Genomic DNA, 16,615 nt, shown 5'->3' with positions numbered 1-16,615 from the left:
TCCCGTGGCAGACGCAATACGGAGACCATGCTTCAATCAGCCGTACCGCTGCACCCTTGCCGTTGCACCATTGGCCGACACGAAGCGATGCTGATTCGCCAGTGTCCATCATCCGCGCTGCAAGCCGGATCCCCAAGCATGGAAAAACTCGATTATCTCAAGCATGTCGAATCGAATGCGCGAACCTACGCGACGTCGTTTCCACGGCTGTTTACCCATGCCGAAGGCATACGCATGCGCGACTCCGACGGGCAGGAATACATCGACTGCCTGTCCAATGCCGGAACGCTCGCGCTCGGGCACAATCACCCGGAAGTCAACGAAGCCGTCATGCGGTTCCTGTCCTCCGGTCAACTGCAACAGGCGCTCGACCTGGCGACGCCGGCCAAGCACGCGTTCGTCGAACAGCTGTTCTCGATGCTGCCGAACGCGATCGCTGATACCGGCAAGATCCAGTTCTGTAGTCCGAGCGGAGCGGATGGCGTCGAAGCGGCGATCAAGCTGGCCCGGCATCATACGGGCCGCCCGACGATCATGGCGTTCCACGGCGCGTACCACGGCATGACGGCCGGCGCACTCGCCGCATCGGGCAATCTCACGCCGAAATCGGCCGGCAGCAACGGGCGCGACGTTCATTTCCTGCCCTACCCCTATGCCTTTCGCTGCCCGTTCGGCACCGACGGCTCGGCAACCGATCAACTCAGCATCAACTATATCCGGACGATCCTGTCCGATCCCGAGAGCGGGATCACGAAACCCGCGGCCGTCATCGTCGAAGTCGTGCAAGGCGAAGGCGGCTGCATCCCCGCTTCCGACGCCTGGCTGATCGAGTTGCGCGAGCTGACGCTGCGGCATGAAATCCCGCTGATCGTCGATGAAGTGCAGACCGGCCTCGGCCGAACCGGCGCGCTGTTCGCCATCGAGCATTCCGGCATCCGGCCGGACGTCCTGGTGTTGTCGAAGGCGTTCGGCGGCGGCTATCCGCTGTCGGTGGTGGTCTACGACAAGCACCTGGACACCTGGCCGCCCGGCTCGCACGCGGGCACCTTCCGCGGCAACCAGATCGCGATGGTGGCCGGTTTGTCGACCATGCGCATCGTCGATCGAGACGGGCTGTCGGCGCACGCGGACACGGTCGGCAAGCTGCTGGTCGCCGGCCTCGAACGTATTGCCGAACGCTTCCCCAGTCTGGGCCAGATCCGCGGCCGCGGCCTGATGATCGGCGTCGAAGTCGTGCTGCCCGGCCGCGATGGCCAACCCGGCCCGACCCATGCGGCGCTCGCGAAAGCCATCAAGCTGAATTGCCTGCGCAACGGACTCGTGATCGAAACCGGCGGCCGTCATGGCGCGGTACTCAGGTTCCTGCCGCCGTTGATCGTCTCGGAAGCGGACATCCACGAGATTCTCAACCGCTTCGAACAAGCGGTGGAAACGGCCTGCCGCGCATAGGCACACTGCAGCGTAACCGTGAAGACCGGTCGGTCCGCGGTGCGTCGCGATCCACATTCAGATAAGGAATATTGACCATGCTGGGCATGACGGAACGCAAGCTGCTTGCCGACGGGGCCTCGCCGTTGCTGCTGGAGCCGGTATCGAGCGGGCGAGTGAACGGGCACGATCTCGTGCTGGCGGTGAACGACAATCGAGTTGAACTCGAATCGCGGCTTCTGGAACATGGCGCGCTCCTGTTTCGCGGTTTCGACGTGTCATCGGTCGCCGAATTCGAGGCGTTTTCGAACGCGGTGTCGGCTCATCAGTCCGACTACGTCTATCGTTCCACGCCGCGCACCTCGATCGGCAACGGCATCTTCACCGCCACCGAGTATCCGCCGAGCGAGACGATCGCGCTTCATTGCGAAAACGCGTATCAACGCAGCTGGCCGCTGCGCGTCGCATTCTGCTGCCTTTGCGCGCCCACGGCCGGCGGCGAAACGCCGATCGCCGACATGCGGGAGGTGAGCCGCCGGATCGGAGCACGCATCCTGGGGAACTTCGAGGCGAAGCAGGTCCGCTATGTCAGGCACTACCGGCGGCACGTCGACATTCCGTGGGAAACCGTCTTTCAGACCACCGACCGCAGCCAGGTGGCGGCCTTCTGCGCAGACAACGGCATCGAGCACGAATGGCTCGACGACGACACGTTATGCACCGCACAGATCAACCAGGGCGTGGCCTACCATCCGGTCACCCGTGACAGGGTTTTCTTCAACCAGGCCCACCTGTTCCACCTCTCGAACCTGGAAGCATCGCTCGCCAGTTCGATCGTCAGCCTGTTCGGCGAGGATCGCGTTCCGCGCAATGCGTTCTATGGCGACGGGAGTCCATTCGATCTCGACGACATCGAGCAGATCCGCAACGCGTACCGCGAATGCGCGATCCAGTTTCCCTGGCAGCGCGGCGACGTCCTGCTCGTCGACAACATGCGATTCGCGCATGGGCGCAATCCCTTCGACGGCGAGCGCAAGGTGATCGTGTCGCTGCTGGATCCCTACTCCCCCGACGCGGGAACGCCGGCGGTCAGGTAGTCGGCAAACCATGACCGCGCGAATGAATGACCGGCCCGATTGAATACGCGCACGAAACGTCGTGTCCTTGAATTACAGGGCAGACGCCGGTTTGGCGCGATGCTCTAATCTCAATATCACCCGATTCAAGAAGCAAGGCTGGCGGGCACGCCGCGACTGGTCCTGAGGTCACGCGACGCGACAGTGAGCCCGGTATGCGCCCGGCACAGGGCTTGCATGACGGACTGTCTTTGCCCGTCAGAATGAACGCACGGATTCACAAGTGACGTGCATTCAGATCAACGTTTGGCAGACAACGAAGGTTGAGTATGCTTCCCGATACAAAATTCAGGACTGTTACAGAAATACTGCAGTTTCGCGGCAAGATCGAACCGGAGAAGACAGCGTTCATTTTTCTCGATAACGGCGAATCGGAACTGTCTCGACTCACGTACGGCGACCTGGACAAACGCGCGCGCGGCATCGCCGCCAGCCTGCAGGAGATTGCGCAACCGGGCGATCGTGTCCTGCTGGTCTATCCGCCAGGACTGGAATTCATCTGCGCGTGGGTGGGATGCCTGTACGCCGGCCTGATCGGCGTGCCTGCCTATCCGCCGCGCAGGAATCGCCCCGCCGATCGCCTCAAGTCGATCGTGGCCGACGCCGGGCCGGTTGTCGCGCTGACCGACGCAGCCACGCTCGGCGGCATCGCGCATCGCGCGGACGGCTATTCCGACACGCTGGAACTGCGGATCCTGGCGACCGATCAGGGCTTCGACGCACCGGCCGGGCAATGGCGCGCGCCGCACATCACACCGCAGACGCTGGCGCTGCTGCAGTACACGTCGGGCTCCACCGGTACGCCAAAAGGCGTGATGATCAGTCATGCGAACATTCTGAGCAACATGGCGGTCATCGCCGAAGCCAGCGATGCCGATGCGTCGGCCGTGTTCGTCAGCTGGCTCCCGGTGTTTCACGACATGGGTTTCTTCGGGAAGGTGCTGTTGCCGATCTATCTCGGCGTGCTGTCGGTTTTGATGGCGCCGGCGGCGTTCGTGCAGAAGCCGCACCGCTGGCTGAAAGCCATCACGAAGTATCGCGGCACGCATTGCGCGGCACCGGATTTCGCGTATGACCTGTGCGCACGCAAGATTTCGGACGAAGCCGGCGAACAGCTGGATCTGAGCAGCTGGCGGGTGGCATTCAACGGCGCGGAACCGGTGCGCGCGGAATCGGTGGCGCGTTTTTCGCGTGCATTCGCATCGCGCGGCTTCCACGCGGAAACCATGCGCCCGGTTTACGGCATGGCCGAGGCGACCTTGTTCATCTCCGGCCAGCCGGCGCGCTCGCAGCCACTCGTGGCCGACTTCGACGCCGACGATCTTGCGCAAGGCGTGGCGACGAGAAGCGCGCACGGCAAGCGCCACGCGCTGGTCTCATGCGGCCGCGCCTGGGCGGGGCATCGCCTGCAGATCGTGAACCCGGAGACCGGTCTACGCTGCCCGCCCGGCCGCATCGGAGAAATCTGGTTGACGGGCCCGAGCGTCGGCGTCGGCTACTGGAACCGCGCCGAGGAAACGGAGCGCACCTTTCGCGCGAGGCTGGACGGCGATGACGCGCGCTACCTGCGCACGGGCGATCTCGGCTTCGTCGATGGCGAGCACCTCTTCGTCACCGGCCGCCTGAAAGACCTGATCATCGTCGCGGGCCGCAATCACTACCCGCAGGATCTCGAGCAATCGGCCGAGTCAAGCCACCCCGCGCTGGCGCCCGCCGCGTCAGCGGCGTTCTCGATCAACGTCGATAACGTGGAGCGGGTCGTCGTCGCCGCTGAAGTGCGCCGCGAGGCGCTCAACACGCTGAACGCCGAAGCCGTCGCCACGGCGATCCGGCGCCAGCTCGCCGAAGTGCACGATGTCGATCTGTATGCGGCGATTCTGTTGAAACCCGCGACGATCCTGCGCACGTCCAGCGGAAAAATCCAGCGCAGCCGAATCCGGCAAGCCTTCCTCGATGAACAGGGGCTCGCGATCGCGGGCGAATGGCGGCGTTCGCTCTCCCGGGAGGCCGCACGCCCGGCCACCGCGGTGCGCGGCACGCAGGAACTGGTGCAATGGTGCATCGAGCGGGTCGCGCATCTGTCGGGCATCGCGCCCGGCAAGCTCGACCCCGACGCGCCGTTCAGCACCTTTGGGCTCGATTCGAAAGACGCGATCCTGCTCTCGGGCGAGTTGCAGGACTGGCTCGGGCAGCCGGTTTCTCCTACGGTCGTCTACGATTTCCCGAGCATTGCCCTGCTGGCGCGCCATTTCCGCGGCGCCGGGCATGCGGCGTCGGACGACACGCCCGTTGCCGCCACACGCGCGGATATCGCCATCGTCGGCATGGGATGCCGCTTCCCCGGCGCCAGTCATCCCGACGCATTCTGGCAGCGCCTGCTGGAGGGCCATGACGCGGTCGGCGCGTCGAACGCACGCGCCGGCGGCCTGCCGACCACGGGATTGCTGGACCAGGTGGATCAGTTCGATGCGGAATTCTTCGGCATCAGCGCTCGCGAGGCGGAAACGATGGACCCGCAGCAGCGCCTGCTTCTCGAGGTGGCGTGGGAAACGTTCGAGCACGCGGGGATCGTGCCCCGGCATCTCGCCGGCAGCCGCACCGCGGTCATCGTCGGCATCAGCAATTCCGACTACGTCCGGCTGGCGCAGGAAGAAGACGCGGATGTCGGCCCGTATGTCGCGACCGGCAACGCGCTCAGCGTCGCCGCCAACCGCATTGCCTACACGCTCGATCTGCGCGGCCCGAGCTGGGCGGTCGACACGGCGTGTTCGTCGTCGCTCGTCGCGGTTCACCACGCGTGCCGCGCGCTGCAGCGCGGCGAGAGCGATGCGGCGCTTGCCGGCGGGGTCAACCTGATCCTGGCGCCGCAATTGAGCGCGTCCTTCACGCAAGCGGGCATGCTGTCGCCGGATGGCCGCTGCAAGGCATTCGACGCGGATGCCAACGGCTATGTACGCGGCGAAGGCGTGGGCATGGTGCTGCTCAAGCGTCTCGACGATGCGCTCGCGAACGGCGACACCGTGTTCGCCGTGATCCGCGGTTCGGCGGTGAACCAGGATGGGCGCAGCAACGGTCTGACCGCGCCGAACGGCCCGGCTCAGCAGGCCGTGATTCACAGCGCGCTGCGCGATGCCGGCGTGCGGCCGCAGGACATCGGCTTCGTCGAGGCGCACGGAACGGGCACGCCGCTGGGTGACCCCATCGAGCTGAACGCGCTGACGGCTGTGCTGGGCGAATCGCGCCAACCTGAAGCGCGCTGCTGGATTGGTTCGGTGAAGACCAACATCGGCCACCTGGAATCGGCAGCGGGCATCGCGAGCCTGATCAAGACCACGCTGGCGCTGCACCATCGCACCATTCCGCCGAACCTCCATTTCCGGTCGCTCAATCCGCATATCGCGCTCGACGACACGCCGTTCCGCATTCCGCAGCAGGTCATGCCCTGGCATCCGGAACACGGGCCGCGAGTGGCCGGCGTGAGTTCGTTCGGCTTCGGCGGCACCAATGCGCACATGATCCTGTCCGAAGCGCCGCACGCCGGAGCGGTCGAAGACGACCCGGCGGCGCCCGCGACGCACGTCGTGACGCTCTCCGCGCGCACGCCCGAAGCGTTGCAAGCGCTGGCGGCGTCCTATGCGGCGTATTTCGACGCTCATCCCGAGGTCCACTTGCGGGAGGTCGCGTCGACGGCGAACACCGGGCGCACCCACTTCACGCGGCGGGCGGCCATCGTCGCATCGAGTCTCGATGCATTGCGTTCACGGCTGCATGCCGTTTCGGCCGGCGAGGCCGCCGACACACCGCCCGCGGTGACGTTTCACTTTGCCGCCGACGACGGCGCCAGCGCCGATGCGGTTCGGCAATTGCGCTCGGCGAGCCCCGCTTTCAGCGCGCTGATGCAGCAGCAACCGGACGCGGCCGAGGCCAGCTTCACGGCATTCCAGCGCGCGCTCGCGCAACTGTGGATGTCCTTCGGCATCACGCCGGACGCCGTCAGCAGCACGGGCGACGGGCAGCGCGCCGCGGCCTCGCTGGCGGACGTGCCGCAGGCCCCGGACGGCGCTGCGGCGGGCACCCCTGGCATCGTCATCGAGATCGGCGCGCAGGCGGCCGCCTGGGACGCGATCCTGCACACGCTCGCCGAGCTCTACGTCCGTGGCGCATCCGTCAACTGGCATGCCGTCGAGCAGCCCGCCCCGCACCGCCGGCTCGCGCTGCCGACCTATCCGTTCGAGCGTCGCGGCTTCTGGCTCAACCCGCGCGCGCCTCGGCATCCGTTGCTCGGGCGCCTCATGGCGCAGCACGCGCATTTGCCCGGCACGTGGATCTGGGAGTCGAGCCTCGACGCACCGGACACCGCTTTTCTCGCCGGTCATCGCGTGAAGGGACCGCCCGTCCTGCCCTATTCCGCCTATGTGGAAATGGCGCTGGCGGCCACCGCGGAGATCGGCGCCGACGGCCATACCACGCTGAAGGACCTCGCACTGCATGCACCGTTGCCGCTGCATCGGCATGCATCGCACGCCGTGCAGACCGTGCTGAGCCGCCAGTCGTGGGGACCGTTTTCGTTTGCCGTCTATCACCGGATCGAGGACACGAGCGCTGCCGCGACATGGCAGATCTGCGCCAGTGCCGAAATTCACGAATCGGATCGGAGCCACGCATGAAATTCGGCCTGATGTTCTTCGCCAGCAGTGAAGAGGCGTTGTCCGGCAACAAGTACCAGCTCGTGATGGAGAGCGCGCGCTTCGCCGATGCGAACGGGTTCTCCAGCGTCTGGGTGCCGGAGCGCCATTTCACCGAATTCGGCTCGCTGTACCCGAATCCCGCCGTCCTGCACGCCGCCCTCGCCGCGGTCACCGGACGCGTGCAACTGGTCGCGGGCAGCGTGGTCGCCGCGCTGCACAACCCGATCCGGATCGCGGAAGAATGGTCCATGGTGGACAACCTGTCGAACGGTCGCGTGGGCGTGTCGTTCGCCTCCGGATGGAATCCGGACGACTTCGTGCTCGCGCCGGACAAATACGCGACCCGGCAGGACGACATGCTGACGACGCTGCGCACCGTCCAGAATCTGTGGCGCGGCGGATCGCTGAATGCGAACAATGGCGTCGGCAAGCCGGTGCAATTGCGCATCTACCCGACGCCGGTGCAGCCGGAACTGCCCGTCTGGGTGACCGCCGCCGGCAATCCGCAGACGTTCGTCCGCGCCGGCGAAGTCGGCGCCAACCTGTTGACCCACGTGCTCGACCAGGACCGGGACCAACTCGCGCACAAGATCGCGCTCTACCGCGAGGCGCGCGTGAAGCATGGCTTCGACCCGGCGACCGGCACCGTGTCGGTGATGCTGCACACGTTCGTCGGCGACGATGCGACGCGGGTGCGCGAGCAGGCGCGCGCGCCGTTCTGCAACTACATCCGCAGCAATATCGGACTGCTGAACGGGCTGGCGCAAAGCCGTGGCCAGTCGGTGGACGTGCGCGCGATGGGCGCGCGCGAACTGGACGAGTTCGTCGAGTTTCTCTATGAACGCTTCGCGCAATCGCGCGGCCTCATCGGGACGCCGGAAAGCTGCGTCGACCTGGTGCGGGACCTCGAGTCGATCGGCGTGGACGAAGTGGCGTGCCTGCTCGACTTCGGTCCGCCGGTCGAGCTGATCCTGGGCAATCTTCCTCACCTGCGCCGGCTGCGGGAGATGTGCGCGCTCAAACGGCGCGCCGAGCCGGCGAGATTCGATGCCGCCGAGGTGCAGGCGCGCTGCACCGAAACGACGTCGGGCGCGGACTTCAATGGCGAAATCCGGCAGTACGGCGTGCAGATCGACGGCGTGTTCGATGCGATCCGGCAGATCTGGCGCACGACCGGTGAGGCGCTGGGGAAAATCAGCCTGCCGGCCGACGCGCTGGCGTCGTCGCAATTTCAGGTGCACCCGGCGTTTCTCGATGCGTGCAGCCGCGTGCTCGCGGCCGCCATCGATCCGGACGCGCTGGAGGCCGGGGGCCTGTACCTGCCCAGTTCGATTGGTGCGGTACGGATTCATCAGCCGCCGTCGTCGGCGGAGGCGTGGAGTCACGCGACGCTGCGCAAGCCGACCGGGCAACATGCGCTGGAGGGCGATATCCGCGTCCACGACCTCGCCGGCCGGCTGCTGATCGAGATCGATGCGCTGCGGTTGCAGCAGGTGCGTGCCGGGCGCGCCGTCGAGCGGCACGACTTCGCCGCCCTGCTTTATCAGCGTGTCTGGAGACCGTCGAGCGTCGAAGCGGCAGCCGGCGCTTCAGCACATGGCGAGTGGCTGATTCTCGCGGACCGTGGCGTCGTCGGCGCGCAACTGTCAGCCCTGCTGGAAAGCGCGGGCGATACGTGCGCGCTGCACTTCGCCGACGCGAGCGCGGCGCTGCCCGCGCTCGACCGGCCGCTGAAGGGCGTCATCCATCTGTGGAGTCTCGATCTCGCGCCCGCCGATGTCGCCGCGAGACGGCGCGCCAGCGCGAGCGTGCTGCAACTGGTCAGGGCGCTTGCGTCGCGCGCGCCGTCGGCCCGGCAGGCGCGTCTGTGGCTGGTGACGTCGGGTGCGATGAACGTTCTGGATGGCGAATCGACCGCCGTGGCGCAGGCGCCGCTGTGGGGGTTGGGCCGGGCGATCGCGGTGGAGCATGCGCCGCTGTGGGGCGGCCTGATCGACCTCGATCCCGCGCAGCCGTCGGCGACGGACATCGTGCAGGCGGTGCTGGCCGGCGGCCGTGAAGACATGATCGCGTTTCGCGGCGGACAGCGCCACGTCGCGCGCATCGCCCGCGACAATCGCGAATTCGTCAGCCACCGGCCGGTCAGGTTCCACCCTGACGCGACCTATCTGGTGACCGGCGGGCTCGGCGGGCTCGGCCTGCGGCTCGCGGCCTGGCTCGCCGGCAACGGCGCCGGCAAGGTCGTGCTGCTCGGGCGCAGCAAGCCTTCCGCCTCCGCCGAAAAGATCCTGCAGACGCTCGACGCCCGCTTCATTCACGCCGATCTGTCGCGTCGCGAGGACGTCGCGGACGCGATCGACGAAATCGCGCGTTCGATGCCGCCGCTCAAGGGGGTGTTTCACCTCGCCGGCGCACTCGACGATGCGCTGCTGGCCCGTCAGGACGACGACTTCTTCCATCGCGCCGGCAGCGGCAAGGCCGACGGCGCGTGGTATCTGCACGAGCTGACAGCCAACCTGCCGCTCGACCATTTCGTGCTGTTCTCGTCGATGGCCGCGCTGATCACCATGCCGGGCCAGAGCAACTACGCGGCGGCGAACAGCTTCCTCGACGCGCTGGCGCAGCATCGGCGCGCGCAGGGAAAACCGGCGCTCAGCGTCAACTGGGGGCCGTGGGCCGAGATCGGCCACGCCGCCACCGACTACGGACGGCGCGCGCACGAACAGCTGGGCGCGCTCGGCGTGGGCACGCTGTCGCCCGAACTGGCCATCGCGACCCTCGAACGGCTGATGGCGTCCGGCGTTGCCCAGTCCGGGGTCGCGCGCATCGACTGGCCGACGCTGTTCCGGGTCGATGCGCCGGCTGCCGGGTCGGCGTTGTTTTCCGAGCTGGCGCAACCGGCCGCGCAGCCTGCGCAGCAGGAGACGGCATTGCTGCGCCAACTGCATGCGTGCGCGCCGCGCGAGCGGCTCGAGCTCATCGCCGGCACGCTCGCGAAGATGCTGGCCGAGACGTTGCGTCTGCCCGGCCCCGACGCCATTGCGCCCGAGCAATCGCTGCTCGATCTCGGCCTGGATTCGCTGATCGCGCTCGAACTGACCGACCGCCTCACCAAGGTGTTCGGCAGGCCGTTCCGCGCGACGCTGTTCTTTTCCTATCCGAACCTGCAAGCGCTCGCCCGGTACGTGCTCGGCGAACTGTCACCGTCGCTCCCCGCGCCTGTCGTCGACGAAGCATCCGACGACCTCGACGAGGACGACCTTTCCGAACTGATCGCGCAGGAGATCGGCGCCCAATGAACGCCAAAGCCACGCATGCACTGAAAGCCGCGCTCGACGAACTGCGCCAGCGGCGCGCGGAAATCGCGGCGCTGCGCTCGGACCGCAACGAACCGATCGCCATCATCGGCATGGCTTGCCGCTTCCCCGGCCGCAGCGATACGCCGGACGCGTTCTGGCAATTGCTCGACAACGCGCGCGACGCCGTCACCGAAGTACCCGGCGAACGCTGGGACATCGATCGCTATTACGACCCCGATCCGTCCGCGCCCGGCAAGATGGCGACCCGCCACGGCGCATTTCTCGAACGCGTCGATCAGTTCGATGCGGCGTTCTTCGGGATCGCGCCGCGCGAAGCGACCTATCTCGATCCGCAGCAACGGCTCCTGCTCGAAGTGGCCTGGGAGGCGCTCGAGAATGCCCATCTCGCGCCCGAGCGCTTCCGGCAGTCCGCCACGGGCGTGTACGTCGGCATTACCTGCTTCGACCATGCGATCCAGGTGTCCAATGCGGCGATGCCGTCGAGCAGCTACGCCGGCACGGGCAGCGCACTGAACATGGCCGCGGGCCGGCTGTCGTTCGTGCTGGGCCTCACCGGCCCGAGCATGGCGATCGATACGGCCTGCTCGTCGTCGCTGGTCTGCCTGCACCTCGCCTGCGAAAGCCTGCGCTCGCGCGAAACCGGCATGGCGCTCGCGGGCGGCGTCAACCTGATGCTGTCGCCCGAGGTCATGGTCAGTTTCTCGCAAGCGCGCATGCTGTCGCCGGACGGACGCTGCAAGACCTTCGACGCGTCGGCGGACGGCTACGTGCGCGGCGAAGGGTGCGGCATGGTGGTGCTCAAGCGCCTCGCCGACGCGCTCGCGGACGGCGACCGGGTGCTCGGCATCGTGCGTGGCACGGCGGTCGACCAGGGCGGCGGCGGCGGTGGGCTGACCGTGCCGAGCCGTGATTCGCAGGAACGGGTGATACGCCGTGCACTGAACCAGGCGGGCCTCGCGCCCGGCGACGTCTCCTATGTCGAGGCCCACGGTACCGGGACCTCCCTCGGCGACCCGATCGAGGTCGAAGCGCTGGCGGGCGTTTACGGTCCCGGCCGCACGGTCGGCGAGCCGCTCGTGATCGGTTCGGTCAAGACCAATATCGGGCACCTCGAATCCGCGTCCGGCATCGCCGGCCTGATCAAGGTCCTGCTGTCGTTCGAGCACGACCGGATTCCGGCGCACCTGCACTTCACGCAACCCAATCCGCATACGCCGTGGCAGGACATCCCGATCCGCGTCGCGGCCGATCCGGTCGCATGGCGTCGCGGGGAGCGCCGGCGAATCGCCGGGGTCAGCGCGTTCGGATTCAGCGGCACCAATGCGCACGCGATCGTCGAGGAACCGCCGGTCGCACCGGCGCACGCGGCGCAGCGCCAGTTGTTGTTGCTGTCGGCCCGATCCGAAGCGGCGCTGGCGGCGCTCGCATCACGCTACGAGCGCGCGATCGCCGGCGCGACGCCGCAGGAGCAGGCCGCCATCTGCCGCGCCGCCGCCACCGGACGGAGTCACTATCCGTTTCGCACGGCCTATGTGTCGGGCGGGCGGAGCGCGTCGGCGGCCGTGGCGCGCACGGGCAAGGCGTTGCGCCTGGGCGCCCGGTTCGGCGTGCCGGACACCGGTGTCGCGCACGCGCTCCACGCATCGGAACCGCTGTTTCGCGACGCCTTCGACCGTTGCGCGGTGCCGCTGGACGCACTCGATACCGACGCGGGCCGCTTCGCGGTCCAGTTCGCGTGGGCGGAACTGTGGAAGGGATGGGGCATCGGGCCGGCCGTCGTGTCGGGACACGGCATCGGCGAATATGTCGCGGCCAGCGTGGCGGGTGTCGTAAGCGTGGCCGACGCGCTGCGCCTCGTGGCCGCCCGCCGGGACGCCGACGCGTTGCGCGTCGCGCTTCAAGACATGCCGCTCGCACGGCCGTCGGTCCGCCTGATTTCCGGCTGTCTCGGCACGGAGGTGACCGACGAGGTGACGCACCCGCAGTACTGGCTGCAGCTTGCCGGGGCGCCGGATCAGCCCGACGCGCCGCACGTGCCGGAGGGGCTCGCCGACGGCTGGCTGCCGCCACCCTGCGCCGGCGAGGCACTGGAGCACGCACTCGCAGCGCTGTACGTGCAGGGCGGGCAGTTCGACTGGCACGCGCTGTTCCCGGCGCCGGCCCAGCCTGCCACCACCTTGCCGAACTATCCGTTCGAGCGGCAGCGGTTCAGCCTGGAGAAGATCCCGTCGCCCGTCGTCGGCATGGATGCCGGCAGCATCGACGCCGCGTTGCGGCACCTCAAGTCGTCCGGCAAATACCCGGAAGACGTGTTGAACGTGTTTCCGGACCTGCTCAGGGCCGCGTTCACCCCGGCCGAAACCGGCACCCCGGCCACGCCTCCGCTCTATCACGTGGTGTGGGAGCAGCAAGCCGCATTGCCGACGGCACGGCTCGCCGCCGACGCGTCCCCGTGGCTGATCTTCGCGGACGAGAGCGGTGTCGGCGAGCGGCTCGCCGCGCTGCTGCGCGCACACGGCGCGTCGTGCGCGCTGGTACGCCCCGGCCGCGACTATGGCGGCGGCGCGGAAGCGGGCTGGCAGGTCGCGCCCGAGCAGCCGGACCATTTCGTGCGCTTGCTGAACGAGACCGCCGCGCCCGGGCAGCGCATCGTCTTTTTATGGGCGCTGGACGAAGCCGTGGGCGCGTCGCGCATGTCCACCGCGCTGCTGCATCTCGTGCACGCGCGGGCCGGCAGCGAGCGGACGCCTTCGATCGGGCCCAGGATCTCGGTGGTCACGCGCGACGCGGTGGAAGCCGGCGAAGCGCCCCGCGTCACGGGGCTCGCACAGGCTGCACTGTCGGGCCTGGCACGCGGGGCAATGATCGAGCATCCGGAATGGTTCGACACGGCGATCGATCTCGATCCGGCCGCGCCGGCGGACGAGACGCAGGCGCTGCTTCAGGAACTGCTCGGCGAGCACCGCGAAGAACAGGTGGCGTTGCGGCGCGACGTGCGCCATGTCGCGCGCCTGAGCCCGCTCGCGCAAGCCGACACGACCGCGCTGCGGGTCGATCCGGACGCGGCCTACCTGATCACCGGCGGGTTCGGCGCGCTCGGGCTGCACACCGCGCGATGGCTGGCGGCGCGCGGCGCGGGCACGCTGATCCTGGTCGGCCGTCAAGGGGCGGCGAGCGACGAGAGCCGGCGGGCGATCGACGAGCTGCGCGAGCGCAATGTGTCGCTGCGCTGCGAGCGCCTCGATATCGCGGATCCGGTGGCGGTCGCCGATTTCTTCGCCGCGCTGCGGCGCGACGGCGTGCCGCTGCGGGGCATCGTGCATGCGGCGGGCATCGTCGGCTACAAGCCGATCGTGCAGGTCGAGCGCGCGGAACTCGACGCGGTCCTGGAACCCAAGGTCGCCGGCGCGTGGCTGCTTCATCAACACAGCGCGCCCTTCCCGCTCGATTTCTTCATCCTGTTTTCGTCGATCGCATCCGCATGGGGCTCGCGTGACCAGGCGCACTACAGTGCCGCGAACCGCTTCCTCGACGCGCTCGCGCATCATCGCCGCGCGCTGGGCCTGCCGGCCCTGAGCGTGAACTGGGGGCCCTGGGCACAAGGCGGCATGACGTTCCCCGAGGCGGAAGCGCTGCTGCGGCGCGTCGGCATCCGGTCGCTGGCGGCGGATCGCGCGCTCGACCTGCTGGATCACCTCCCCGCCGTGCCGCAGGCGGCGGTCGTCGATATCGACCTGACGCTGTTCCAGGCCTCGTACGAGGCGCGCGGGCCCCGCCCCTTCCTCGACCGCGTGCGGGTGACCGGCACCGCCGCGGGCGCGCAGGCGATGCCGGCATGGCGCGACGTATCGCCGCGCGAGCGCAAGCGTCTGCTGGCGGACAGCATCGACCGCGCGGTGGCCCAGGTGCTCGGCTACGAAGCGGGGACGCTGGATCGCAACCTCGGCTTCTTCGAGATGGGCATGGATTCGCTGATGGCGCTGGACGTGCGCACGCTCGTCGAAAAGGCGCTGGGCATCCCGTTGCCGGTCGCGCTGCTGTTCGATCATCCGACGGTCAACGCCCTCGCCGATTTTCTGGCGGAACAGTCGTCCGGCACGACGCCGGACGCGCACGCGATGCCGACGGAGGTCGTGCCGCCGCGGCCGGTCGCGGCGACCGTCGCGGCCCGCGAGACCGGCACGCCGGAGCCGATCGCGATCGTCGGCATGAGTTGCCGTTTTCCGGGCGCCGCACACGACCTCGACGCCTACTGGCAGCTGTTGAACGACGGCGTGGATGCGATTTCCGAAGTGCCGCGCGAGCGCTGGGACGTCGACGCGTACTACGACCCCGATCCGGAAGCGCCGGGGCGCATGTATTGCCGCTTCGGCGGTTTCCTCGGCGACGTCGACCAGTTCGATCCGGCCTTCTTCCGTATCACGCCGCGCGAAGCGGCCGCGATGGACCCGCAGCAGCGCCTGTTGCTCGAAGTCAGTCACGAAGCGCTGGAGCATGCCGGGATTCCCGTCGACGGTCTCAAGGGCAGCCGGACCGGCGTCTTCGTCGGCATCACCACCAACGATTACGCGAACCTGCAGCTTCGCAACGGCGACGGCAGCGGCATCGACGGCTATTTCTTCACCGGCAATCCGCTCAACACCGCGGCCGGCCGCATCTCCTATGGACTGGGCGTGCAGGGACCGAGCATGGCGATCGACACCGCCTGCTCGTCGTCGCTCACCGCGATCCATCTCGCCAGCCAGAATCTGCGAAGCGGCGAATGCGATCTCGCGATCGCGGGCGGCGTCAACCTGATCCTGTCGCCGGACAATTCCATCGCCGTGTCGCGCACGCGGGCGCTGGCACCGGACGGCCGCTGCAAGACCTTCGACGCGGCGGCGGACGGCTTCGTGCGCAGTGAAGGCTGCGGCGCACTGGTGCTCAAGCGCCTGTCCGATGCGCTCGTCGCAGGCGATCGCGTGCTGGCCGTGCTGCGTGGTTCGGCCGTCAACCACGATGGCGCATCGAGCGGCTTTACCGCGCCGAACGGCCGCGCGCAGGAAGCCGTCATCCGTCAGGCGCTGGGCGGGCTGTCCGCCGCGTCCATCGATTACGTGGAAGCGCACGGCACCGGCACCCCGCTCGGCGATCCCGTCGAGGTGCAGGCGCTCGCGACGGTATTCGGCGAAGGCCGTGACGGGGGCCGGCGGCTGCGGGTCGGCTCGGTGAAGACCAACATCGGCCACACGGAATCCGCCGCCGGCATCGCGGGGGTCATCAAGGTCGTGCTGTCGCTGAACCACGACCGCCTGCCCGCCCACTTGCATCTGCGCCGCCCGAACCCGCTGGTGCAGTGGGACGCGCTGCCCGTCGAGATCTGTGCCGAGGCGAGCGCGTGGCCACGCGGCGAGCGGCCACGGCGAGCCGGCGTGAGCGCGTTCGGCGCGAGCGGCACCAATGCGCACGTGGTACTCGAAGAAGCCCCCATGCCGGAGCAACGGGCGACGCCGTCGAAACACAACGTGCATCCGCTGGTGCTGTCGGGCAAGACGCCGGTGGCATTGCGCGAGCTTGCCGGGCGCTATCAGCGGCGGCTCGAAGCCGAACCGGGTCTCGATATCGCGGCCGTGGCGTTTTCGGCGGCGGCCGGCCGCTCGCATTTCGCGCACCGGCTGGCGCTGCCGGTGACCTCCGTCGAGGACGCCATCGACAAGCTGCGCGCCTTCCAGGCCAAGGAACCTGCGGACGCGGCGCGGCCCGCCCCGCGCGTGAAGCTGGCGTTCCTGTTCACCGGTCAGGGCTCGCAATACGCCGGCATGGGCCGCCGCCTGTATGACGCGTATCCGGTGTTCCGCGACGCCATCGACCGCTGCCGCGCGGTGGCCGATCCGCTGCTCGACAAGCCGTTGCTCGAGGTGCTGTCCGCGCCGTCCGAGGACATCCACCAGACCGGCTACAGCCAGCCGGCCCTGTTCTCGCTGCAGTACGCGCTCACCACGTTGCTGGCGTCGTTCGGCGTGGTGCCCGACGCCGTGATGGGGCACAGCGTCGGCGAGTACGC

At 68.3% G+C, this 16,615-nt stretch carries 5 protein-coding genes (1 of these 5 cut by a window edge); all 5 read left to right on the top strand.

Going from position 1 to position 16,615, the window contains the following annotated elements; translation table 11 throughout:
• Window positions 1-138: 138 nt before the first annotated feature.
• Window positions 139-1,449 (top strand): diaminobutyrate--2-oxoglutarate transaminase family protein, encoded by a 1,311-nt coding sequence (locus H3H55_RS35050; RefSeq protein ID WP_193102752.1) that lies wholly within the window; start codon window positions 139-141, stop codon window positions 1,447-1,449.
• A 77-nt stretch (window positions 1,450-1,526) separates the two neighbouring features.
• On the top strand, window positions 1,527-2,525 hold the full coding sequence (locus tag H3H55_RS35045) for a TauD/TfdA family dioxygenase (protein ID WP_193102751.1): 999 nt from the start codon (window positions 1,527-1,529) through the stop codon (window positions 2,523-2,525).
• A gap of 308 nt (window positions 2,526-2,833) precedes the next feature.
• Window positions 2,834-7,231, top strand: coding sequence for a beta-ketoacyl synthase N-terminal-like domain-containing protein (locus tag H3H55_RS35040; protein WP_193102750.1), 4,398 nt, complete (start codon window positions 2,834-2,836; stop codon window positions 7,229-7,231).
• The gene (locus H3H55_RS35035) at window positions 7,228-10,551 is read left to right on the top strand and encodes a type I polyketide synthase (RefSeq protein WP_193103118.1); all 3,324 of its coding nucleotides are present in this window, start codon (window positions 7,228-7,230) and stop codon (window positions 10,549-10,551) included. Before H3H55_RS35040 ends, H3H55_RS35035 begins: the two co-directional genes overlap by 4 nt.
• Window positions 10,548-16,615: the 5' portion of a non-ribosomal peptide synthetase/type I polyketide synthase gene (locus H3H55_RS35030; RefSeq protein WP_193103119.1), read on the top strand. It continues 7,324 nt past the right edge of the window; 6,068 of the gene's 13,392 nt are visible here — the first part of the coding sequence; it begins with the start codon at window positions 10,548-10,550; the stop codon falls past the right edge of the window. Before H3H55_RS35035 ends, H3H55_RS35030 begins: the two co-directional genes overlap by 4 nt.

Origin of the sequence: Burkholderia sp. Z1, assembly GCF_014893795.1 — a bacterium.
Lineage (GTDB): Bacteria > Pseudomonadota > Gammaproteobacteria > Burkholderiales > Burkholderiaceae > Burkholderia > Burkholderia theae.
This window is presented reverse-complemented; position numbering and strand designations above follow the sequence as displayed.

What these genes read in the sequence shown, in the direction of transcription:
- H3H55_RS35050 (WP_193102752.1), top strand. Translation starts at nt 139, where the DNA reads ATGGAAAAACTCGATTATCTCAAGCATGTCGAATCGAATGCGCGAACC.
- H3H55_RS35045 (WP_193102751.1), top strand. Translation starts at nt 1,527, where the DNA reads ATGCTGGGCATGACGGAACGCAAGCTGCTTGCCGACGGGGCCTCGCCG.
- H3H55_RS35040 (WP_193102750.1), top strand. Translation starts at nt 2,834, where the DNA reads ATGCTTCCCGATACAAAATTCAGGACTGTTACAGAAATACTGCAGTTT.
- H3H55_RS35035 (WP_193103118.1), top strand. Translation starts at nt 7,228, where the DNA reads ATGAAATTCGGCCTGATGTTCTTCGCCAGCAGTGAAGAGGCGTTGTCC.